The sequence below is a fragment of the Polynucleobacter sp. Latsch14-2 genome (assembly GCF_018881925.1).
In the GTDB taxonomy this organism is placed as follows: Bacteria; Pseudomonadota; Gammaproteobacteria; order Burkholderiales; family Burkholderiaceae; genus Polynucleobacter.
The window spans coordinates 1-2732 of the sequence record NZ_JACVPL010000033.1 but is presented as its reverse complement, the minus strand read 5'-3'; the positions used below and the strand labels follow the sequence as shown (position 1 = coordinate 2732).

The window sequence follows — 2732 nt, the reverse complement described above, 5'->3', positions numbered from 1 at the left end:
ACGGGAAAATGACTAGATATTGCTCGACATTGACTTGTAGAGGCTAAGTAAGCCGTTAGTGCCTTTGCTTCTTCATCCGTAATTTTGTTTTCAGTAGTAAATAAATTCATCTTATGGTCTGATTTAGGAACGATCTCAAATAATTCATTATTGACAACCTTTGCCGCATCGCTCCTCTTGGCTTGATTGATGCATTCAGCAAATTGCTTTTGCATCTCAGATATTTGTTGGCGCACAGTTGGCTCTGGCGTTGACTGAAACAAAGCATTTTGAGAATAAGTCAAACCCACCATCCCCACAGTAGTGAGTATCGCTGCTAATAGTTGCTTTTTCATGATGCTCCTTAGGTTAAAAAAGCCCCGAAAACTCATTTGAGTTCAGGGGCAAGGGAGAACACTGTAGATTAAATAGTTGAGAGGCTTAATTCAGATAAGGCATCAATTCGATGCAATTCTTCCTCCGGAGATGTCAGCAGATGCTGACCCAATAACACTGAAATCGTGATGATTACTATCGCAATCAATGTGACAAGCCTAGGATGTAATCTAGCAAGAACCAAAACCTCAGAGAATCGATCCGTTGGTTGATCTCCCTTAGAGACAGCTCGTTGCCAATCTTGATAAATGCGTTGTTCAAACTGGGTAGATGACTCTTGCACTTCGATTTGATCTAACACTTTCTTTAAATGTTTTTTATCATTCGCTCGCATGAGATTCACCTTTTTCTAATTCCATCTTGAGTTTCAACTTAGCCCTATATAACAATTGATCGACGCTATTCTTATTCATACCCATTACGCGGCCAACCTCCTCAGCCGTCATATCTTGATAGGCCCACATCAACATCGCCATTCTTTGTTTGCCACTTAAAACATCCATTGCCTTTTTAATGCTTTCTGGGCTGACGCCCTCTGCGATACTCCACTCAATCTCTTTCATGGGTTGATGCTCAATCTCATCAAACTCCTCAAAGAATCCCTTATTAATACTTTTGATCCTATCCAAACAAAGATTGCTCACGATTGCGTAAAAGTAAGTAACAAGTCCTGACTTTCCCGCAAACGAATCGGCACTTTTCCACAAGCGGATAAAGGCCTCTTGTACGACATCTTCTGCGTCTTCTTTGTTGCCAAGCATCTTCCAGGCCAAGAAATATGCAGGGGAACTCAGTAGGCGAATGACTTCTTTTGACGCCTTGGAATCCCCCGCTACAGCTCCTTTTAATAAAGCCTGCTCGATGCGGTTTTGCTTACTAGGAAATAAAGTCAAACTGATCCTTAATTGCTCATTGGCTTATTCCAATGCTCTTTTTCGTGAGGGTGCGTCTTCATCCACTCTTCACGCTCTTTTTTCATTTCAAGGCGCTCTTCTGGCGTCATTGCGGCAATCATAGCTTTGCGGTTCTCGCGTAGCTCTTTCTTTTGTTCTGGAGTTAACGCCTTCCATTGGGCATGCATCTTCTCGCGAAGTGCTTTACGCTCTTCAGGACTTAAGGCTTTGAATTTTGCATGCAGTTTTTGGCGATACTCACGGCGCTCTTCTGGTGTGGCTTGCTTAAACTGCTCTCGTAGATCCTTAGACATCTGAAGACGCTGCTCATAGCTCATATTAGCCACCACTTGAGGATCCTGTGGCTCAGGCAAAGCTGCGCTTGCAATACCAATCGCTCCCACCATCAAAATACTTGCCATCATTAAACCTTGCATTGCTCTTTTCATTTATATCTCCTTGTTTGTTACTACTTAGACGCGAGCACCTATAGAAAACTTACGACCAAAACAAAATAATTATTTTCTTTTTAGAGTAAGTATTTTTCAAAATTACTGTCTAACAACAGTTAGAGACATCCATTTGAGAGAAAAATGAATCAAACCATGCCATTGCGCTCAATTATCATGAGTTTTCTAGTTTTAGTAGCAATATTGCCCGTTAAAGAGTCTTTTGCTCAATGGGGCGGATCCCAAGGCTCTGGGATCCCAGGAATGCCTGGAATGCGAAGGGGCGCCGGGCGCAATGTCTCTAATCCCGACTCTTCCAGCACATCGGCAAATACTCATATCTCAGTGCCTGCTCCAGGCTCACATCTGCTTACTTATGAGCAAATCGAAACTAGATTATCTCGCCTTGAGGAAAGCCTTAAGCTAACATCCGAACAAAGCAAGGCTTGGGGTAATTTTGCAATCAAGGTGAGGCTCTATGCAAGCGATGTTGCCAAAGAAAGAGCTAAATTGAATATCGATAGTTCCGCCACCATTGATGGACTGAAATATCTAAATCAATCTACCGAAGATGCAAAAAATCGATATACCAGCTTAAAAGAGGTTGATGAGTCCGCCAAACCGCTTTACAAATTGTTGACTTCTGAGCAAAAGGTATCTTTTGATAGTAAAGTACCTACTTTTATTAATGCAAGTCAAAAAAAGCTGACTCCAAGCCAACCAAACTACAACTTGCCAGAACTCGGTGGATCACCGTCGCCCAACCAAAAATCTGGGTCAGGCACTTTACCAGACTACATTCACCAGTAAATGCGTAACCCCAATAATCTAAGCGGTCATATTCTGCCGACTTCAGGCGCAATGCTTGGTGTATGCATGACCGTTATCAGCATTGTGAAGCTCACTCAGACCAACCGTGGCATTGCCTATTGGGTAGATGACCTCCTAGCTCTAGATGCCCTCATCTTTCTAGCAAGCTCTATCTTTTCATACCTATCCATTCGAAGCAATTCAA

Annotated in this window: 5 protein-coding genes and 1 pseudogene; 2 read left to right on the top strand and 4 right to left on the bottom strand. The window is 42.6% G+C overall.

All coding sequences use genetic code 11. The features are described 5' to 3' along the window. The 4 genes from ICN46_RS11795 to ICN46_RS11780 form a co-directional block, all read right to left on the bottom strand. The coding region (locus ICN46_RS11795) for a hypothetical protein (RefSeq protein WP_216209091.1) at positions 1-335 on the bottom strand (335 nt) is incomplete at its 3' end. Between the two features lie 68 nt (positions 336-403). Further along, positions 404-709: a hypothetical protein gene (locus ICN46_RS11790; RefSeq protein ID WP_216209088.1), complete on the bottom strand. Its 306-nt coding sequence runs from the start codon at positions 707-709 to the stop codon at positions 404-406. Next, positions 696-1268, bottom strand: coding sequence for an RNA polymerase sigma factor (locus tag ICN46_RS11785; RefSeq protein ID WP_216209085.1), 573 nt, complete (start codon positions 1266-1268; stop codon positions 696-698). Before ICN46_RS11785 ends, ICN46_RS11790 begins: the two co-directional genes overlap by 14 nt. A gap of 8 nt (positions 1269-1276) precedes the next feature. Continuing rightward, positions 1277-1717, bottom strand: coding sequence for a DUF3106 domain-containing protein (locus ICN46_RS11780; RefSeq protein ID WP_216209082.1), 441 nt, complete (start codon positions 1715-1717; stop codon positions 1277-1279). Between the two features lie 144 nt (positions 1718-1861). Here ICN46_RS11780 and ICN46_RS11775 point away from each other — a divergent pair, with 144 nt between their 5' ends. Together ICN46_RS11775 and ICN46_RS11770 are read left to right on the top strand one after the other, a co-directional pair. After that, complete coding sequence (locus tag ICN46_RS11775; RefSeq protein ID WP_216156234.1) at positions 1862-2527, top strand: Spy/CpxP family protein refolding chaperone; 666 nt, start codon at positions 1862-1864, stop codon at positions 2525-2527. Then, positions 2528-2732 (top strand): annotated as a pseudogene (locus ICN46_RS11770) (hypothetical protein); the annotation flags it as partial.